The organism is Anaerosinus sp., assembly GCF_965318445.1.
The window spans coordinates 1-5,820 of the sequence record NZ_CBDNNH010000019.1 but is presented as its reverse complement, the minus strand read 5'-3'; the positions used below and the strand labels follow the sequence as shown (position 1 = coordinate 5,820).

The following is a 5,820-nucleotide window of genomic DNA, read 5'->3' as shown; positions in this document are numbered from 1 at the left end:
TTGATGAATACATAAATTTTTATAACACGAAAAGATTACAGAAAAACCTAAAAGGTCTGACTCCGATAGAATATCGAAATCAGACCCTAGTTGCATAAAATTTTTAGTTTTTCATCTGTCTACTTGACAGGGTGCAGTTCATAACGATGCAGGCTTTAACTTTAAGTTTACCACTAATGTCACAATGGCTATTATTTTGTTTTATAACAAAGCCCCAGGCACTGATACATTTTTGTACCAATGCCTGGGGCTTTAACTTTGTTGTTTATTTAAATTGACTTTATAGTATAAAAATAGTATCATTAAATATAATAAGTTGTGTAGCTACACTTAGCTCCCGTCTGGCTAGTCCGGGGAGCTATTTTTATGTCCGTACACCTAGTCCACTATGTAGTCCTCTATGCGTAATAAACTTCTGTGAATAATCTATTCTTGCGGTCGGATTTCTATACTTAAAAACAACAGATTCTTTATTTTTACCATTAGATATTAACTGACCTATATAACCGGCTTCAAATAAATTTAGTAATAAAGCTTTTATATCACTCATGTCAATATCTCTTTGGGATAGCTGTTCTCGAAAAGATGCACTTATCTCCGATACCTTAAACGCTCTCTGCCCCAACTTTCTAAATACCTGCGGAATAACTAAAATAATATCTTCATTTACAAATCCAGACAACTCATTTTTCATTTCTTCTATAAAATATTTATTTGAATATGTCTTTAATGCCGCTTGCATCTCGGATAAAGTTAAACTCCGGTGATTAGGATACAATTTTTGACAATACTTTAAGAATTGTAATACATCCCTAGGTTTATATAAGGTGTAATCCAAAACATATTCCCATGAATTTTTATTGCGTATTTTTTTAGGGAAGATGGAATCCCAGCACTCATCAATTTTTTCAATGCCAACTCCCGATAATAAAAATCTTAGTTTTACGATTTCCTTCAGTCCATCCGTATTGTCATTCCAATTCAATATCTCGGCGCCATCTTGTATTATTTTATTTAAATCCGGATCATTTAATAAACAAACTATATCCTCACGTATAAGAAGTATTATTTTTATTTTTTTCTCTGAAGCTAGAATTTTGTCATTTAAATAATCAACACTTCTTATTAGGCTGGCAATTATATCTATTTTATTTTTTTTATATCTTAATATATCGTCTAGCCCATCAATCACAATTATAATTTTTTCAGAGTCAAGTTTTATGAAGTTTAAATTTTCCAGCAATAAATCTATTAATAAATCAATTCTTTCTAAATAGCTTTTAGGTTGATTATTCTTATTCTTACTAAAATTCAAATCTATAGAAATCACATCAACACCAACTTTGATTTTTGACAAACGCATCACATCATTTTTCAACTTACTATCGGCTGGAAAACCTATTTCATTCAGAATATCGTAGATTTTATAAAAAGAGCTGTCTGCATCAACATTTAATTTATACAATTCTTTATATATTAAAACTAATAATAAAAAGTCCCACGATTTTTTATATTTTTGGGTTCCTGTAATATCGTTATCAATACCAGTCTTAGCGAATACGTTAAACTCAAAATCACTAAAATTTTCTGCAAAAGCATTCAAATTTTCTGTATGAGTCGATAAGGATCTTATTTTTGAACAATAAGCCGATTTACCAACACCTTTCCTCCCAACTAACAGGAAGTTATACGAATTTATTAGTTTATTAACAATCTTTCTATTATCACAAAATGCAATTTTAAATATATCAGGTATCCTATTGTATTCTTTATTAGCATCAGCATAACCAAATTCATATTCACTTAAAAATAGCATCAATTCATCTCCTATATTTTAATTTTTACTAAAGATTAATTTCGTCATTATTATTTACAAATCCTGTTCTTATAAGAAATAAGATGGTATTTTTACAAAAAAATATTTAAAACACCAAAAACCTGCACCAAGTAAAAAAATTACTCAGTGCAGGCTTTAACTTTATGCTTTAACAGCAGCTTCGATTTTCGTATAAATCAATCTCTAAAGGCTGTTTATTGGAGATACCTATTAGAAGTATCTTTTGTATGTCATTTTGGAGTGGAAAATCAAACATATCGTTGCAATTTACAGTTAATATATTTGAAAAAATAATGCAATTATTATTGATTAAATAAATCGTTAGTAATGTATGCTTTAAAAAACAACAATTAAAAGCATTTTAAATTGATTCGTAGCTGATAATGAATGAGGTATACCGGCTGGCATAACAATTGTATCGCCTTTTTTAAGTGAAAAATTTTCATCTCCTATTTGAACTTGACATGCCCCATCTAATATGTACACCATTGCATCACCACCAGAAGAATGAGTAGCTATTTCTTCATTTTTGTCAAAAGCAAATAAAGTAATACTTAAAAGTTTATTTTGTGCTAATGTACGGCTTACCACTTGTCCGGTTTGATATGTAACTAAATTTTCCATATTTAAAACATTGGAAAAATCAATATTTTTAAATTTAGATTCAGACATTTTATTCTACCCCTTATTTTGAAATTATATCTTACTAGATATTTTACTTATCAATAATGCAAAATATAATGGAGTATAAATTTGCTCCATTATATTTTTATTTATACTTGGCTATATTATTAAGTTAATTAATTGATATGGCGGCAACTGGGCAACTACTTTCAGCATTCTGAGCTGCATCTGCTATATTATCTGGTATATCTGAGCTTATAGGTACTGCTTTACCTTCGTCATCCATACTAAAAACCTCTGGACAGATACTTGGACAAATACCGCATCCAACACAAGTATCCCGATCAACATTTGCATTCAATTTAATTGCTCCTTTTTTAAAAATCCATCTAATAACAGTTATACATTCTTAAATTAATATAATTTTTAATTAGTTATGCTTCTTGCTGCAAGCAAAATTCTAAATCCTTCTCTGGAGTGCTTATTGGGGTTATATCGAAGGTATCTATCAAATATTGCAATACGTTTGGACTAATAAATGCTGGCAACGTTGGTCCTAAATAAATACCTTTAACATCTAGTGATAAAAATGCTAATAAATCAGCGACAGCTTTTTGTTCGTACCATGAAAGTATTATTGACAATGGTAGAGACTATTAATATCAGTATCAAAAGCATCTGCTAAATTTAAAGCAATTTTAACAGCAGAATAGGCATCGTTACATTGTCCAATATCTAGTAATCTAGGTAATCTGCAATTTCGGTTGTTTTTCCGCATACCCCAATCTTAGTACAACCTTTACCACCTACAGTTTGCTCACATTGGTAACAGAACATATCGTACTTCATGCTATTCTCCTTTAAATGTAATGTAATAATTATTCTTGGTATATAACTTAATAATTATATCCTTACCCCTTAATAATTATATCTTTGCCCATTGTTTATTAAATATTCTTCTGATTGCACAATAAAAATAAATATTTTTATTGCATACTTTAGTTTTATAGTTAAATAATAAATATATGTATAATCGTATAAACACTTAGTACTAAAGGAGATTTTAAAATATGTTACCATTGGGTGCTAATTTACAGAAAATCAAAAATGGTCAGCGTACTTATGCTATAACTCCACATTTACCAGGAGGATTTGTTACGCCAGAAAGACTCGAATTATACGCTCATATTGCTAGAAAGTATTCAGGGGTTTTGAAAATAACATCCGCTCAACGTATTATGATTACAAATTTAAAAGCTGAAGATATTAATAATATTTGGAATGAGCTTGGAATTGAGCCAGCATTGGGGTTTGCCAATTGTGTGCGTAGTGTAAAAATTTGCCCAGGTATAGTTTTTTGTAAACGCGGTAAACAAGATAGTATAAAGTTGGGTTTGGAATTAGATCGGAGATATATAAAAAAAGAAATGCCCTCTCGTATGAAAATAGGGGTAGCGGGTTGTCCAAATTCGTGCGCGGAATCTGCAGTAAAAGACATTGGTATTATTGGTACGGATAAAGGCTGGGATATATATGTTGGTGGTTCAGCTGGAGCTCATCCCCGTATAGCCAATAAACTTATGACAGATTTAAATCAAGAAGATATCTTAGTTCTAGTAGAAATTATTATAAAGTATTATGCAGCTAATGCAGATATAGAACGACTTGGTCAATTTATTGATAGGATTAGCTTTGATACTTTTAAAAATGATATCACTACACTTTTTAATAACAACGGTACAATACTTGATGAGCAAAGCACTGAAAATAAAGAATATTATCCAATTCCAGGTGCCTTAACCGAAGGTACTCTAGCTAGTGGCGATAAAATAACAGCTGATTCTATTGTAGCTGATGTTGTTAGAGTTTATCCCAATACACTACCATTACTGAGATCATTGGGATTAGGTTGTTTAGGCTGTCCGTCAGCAACAAGTGAACCTATAAGTCAAGCTGCTCAAATTCATGGCTTAGATTTGGATGAATTATTAAAAAATTTAAACAATGTTCGTTGAGGTGAATTATGAGTGCTTTTTTAGCTCCTATCCATTATTGGCTTTATAATAAAATAATGCTTGTCAATGAAAGAACTGTACAAATTTTAAATTCTTTGTCTCCTAATGACAGCGAAATAGCTCTCATTGTTAGTGAGATGGCTACACAAAGTATTGGCGCATCTTTATTAGACAAAGAATTAGCTGATATAATTGATCATGATAATATTCATGCTTGGCTTCAGAAGAAAATTAACTTAGTAGAAACACGAGAAGCTTTTATTATTAACGAAATTGTTGTTATGCTAGGAGATGATGTGATATCAACCATAAAATCAGTATTCCAAAAAAGCGGGCAACATTATGGTAATATTGCCAGTTCTCAAAATACTAAATTATTAACGCCTCATAGTGTTTATAAATTAGTAAATGATTATTTTTTAAATGGTATGCCTTGCGATCAATGCGATAAAATTGTTACCCAGACACCTACTACTATTACATGGGAGAATCAAAGATGGCTACAAGAGATTAACTGGCAACGAGCCAATGCCGATGTTAAGCTTCTTGTTGATTTATATTTAATATGGATGCAATCCTTTATACAAAATCTTGATAATAGATTTTATTTAGAGTACAAACATAATGGTGATAAAAATAGCTTTACATTATTTATGCACTAAGAATAAAAAGGCGCTACTAGATACATTATGTACCTAGTAGCGCCTAAATAAATTTAAAATTTAATTTTTACACCAACCGTTTTAGTTTCATCATCTTTATAAGCCCATCCATTTAAATGATTACTATTGTCTACAGGAAAATCAACTGTATAGGCAGTACCATTTGTACCATACCCAACGCCAATTCCCCAACGCTTAGTTTTATCAACGACTTGTGGCGATATAGTAGCATCAAATGTGATTATACTAGATTGATTCAATGCAACTTTATTTTTATCGAATATAAATTGCTCATCATCGGATTTGCTGAATTGTACATCTTTTCCGTTTAACTTCACATTGAACTCTGTTTTTCCGATCGTTGCGTCGAGATCCGTTTTTTCAAGCGATTCTTTCGTAACTTCTTTTCCTGTTTCCGCATTGATATATCGTTCAATGATGGTTTCTTTCGGTACATATGCAATCCGTGTTTTGGTATCGGTTGTGATTTTTCCTTCTATATAAATAGGTTTTTCAATTTCTACAGTATGTACTTCTGTGGTTGTATCGATGCGCGGATAATATTGTGTACCTACATAGAATCCTAGAAAAACTCCAACGCATAAAATACAAAGATGAACTACTGCAGTTCTTATTTTATCACTCATGTTCTCATTTTCTCCTTTTATAATTTTGATGATAA

Annotated in this window: 9 protein-coding genes; 3 read left to right on the top strand and 6 right to left on the bottom strand. The window is 30.8% G+C overall.

Going from position 1 to position 5,820, the window contains the following annotated elements; genetic code table 11:
* The first annotated feature begins 11 nt into the window (after nt 1–11).
* Nucleotides 12–98, top strand: a complete 87-nt coding sequence (locus ACWZFG_RS10310; protein ID WP_455577599.1) for an IS3 family transposase — start codon at nt 12–14, stop codon at nt 96–98.
* A 266-nt stretch (nt 99–364) separates the two neighbouring features.
* Here ACWZFG_RS10310 and ACWZFG_RS10305 read toward each other — a convergent pair whose 3' ends face one another.
* From ACWZFG_RS10305 to ACWZFG_RS10285, 5 genes are all read right to left on the bottom strand, one after another.
* Nucleotides 365–1,816, bottom strand: coding sequence for a P-loop ATPase, Sll1717 family (locus ACWZFG_RS10305; protein WP_455577598.1), 1,452 nt, complete (start codon nt 1,814–1,816; stop codon nt 365–367).
* A 357-nt stretch (nt 1,817–2,173) separates the two neighbouring features.
* Nucleotides 2,174–2,509: a cupin domain-containing protein gene (locus tag ACWZFG_RS10300; protein ID WP_455577597.1), complete on the bottom strand. Its 336-nt coding sequence runs from the start codon at nt 2,507–2,509 to the stop codon at nt 2,174–2,176.
* A 124-nt stretch (nt 2,510–2,633) separates the two neighbouring features.
* Nucleotides 2,634–2,822 carry a ferredoxin gene (locus tag ACWZFG_RS10295; protein ID WP_177505052.1) on the bottom strand — a complete coding sequence of 63 codons (189 nt, stop codon included), beginning with the start codon at nt 2,820–2,822 and terminating at the stop codon, nt 2,634–2,636.
* Between the two features lie 73 nt (nt 2,823–2,895).
* Nucleotides 2,896–3,105: a hypothetical protein gene (locus ACWZFG_RS10290; protein ID WP_455577596.1), complete on the bottom strand. Its 210-nt coding sequence runs from the start codon at nt 3,103–3,105 to the stop codon at nt 2,896–2,898.
* The gene (locus ACWZFG_RS10285; RefSeq protein ID WP_455577595.1) at nt 3,096–3,239 is read right to left on the bottom strand and encodes a hypothetical protein; all 144 of its coding nucleotides are present in this window, start codon (nt 3,237–3,239) and stop codon (nt 3,096–3,098) included. The genes ACWZFG_RS10290 and ACWZFG_RS10285 overlap by 10 nt, the downstream gene beginning before the upstream one ends.
* 292 nt (nt 3,240–3,531) lie before the next feature.
* Between ACWZFG_RS10285 and ACWZFG_RS10280 the strand changes: the two genes are divergently transcribed.
* Nucleotides 3,532–4,476 carry a DUF1858 domain-containing protein gene (locus tag ACWZFG_RS10280; protein ID WP_177505053.1) on the top strand — a complete coding sequence of 315 codons (945 nt, stop codon included), beginning with the start codon at nt 3,532–3,534 and terminating at the stop codon, nt 4,474–4,476.
* 8 nt (nt 4,477–4,484) lie between these two features.
* Nucleotides 4,485–5,138 (top strand): hypothetical protein, encoded by a 654-nt coding sequence (locus tag ACWZFG_RS10275; RefSeq protein ID WP_177505054.1) that lies wholly within the window; start codon nt 4,485–4,487, stop codon nt 5,136–5,138.
* A gap of 53 nt (nt 5,139–5,191) precedes the next feature.
* Here the strand turns inward: ACWZFG_RS10275 and ACWZFG_RS10270 are convergent.
* Nucleotides 5,192–5,820: hypothetical protein (locus ACWZFG_RS10270; protein WP_455577594.1), on the bottom strand; the 629-nt coding region annotated here is incomplete at its 5' end.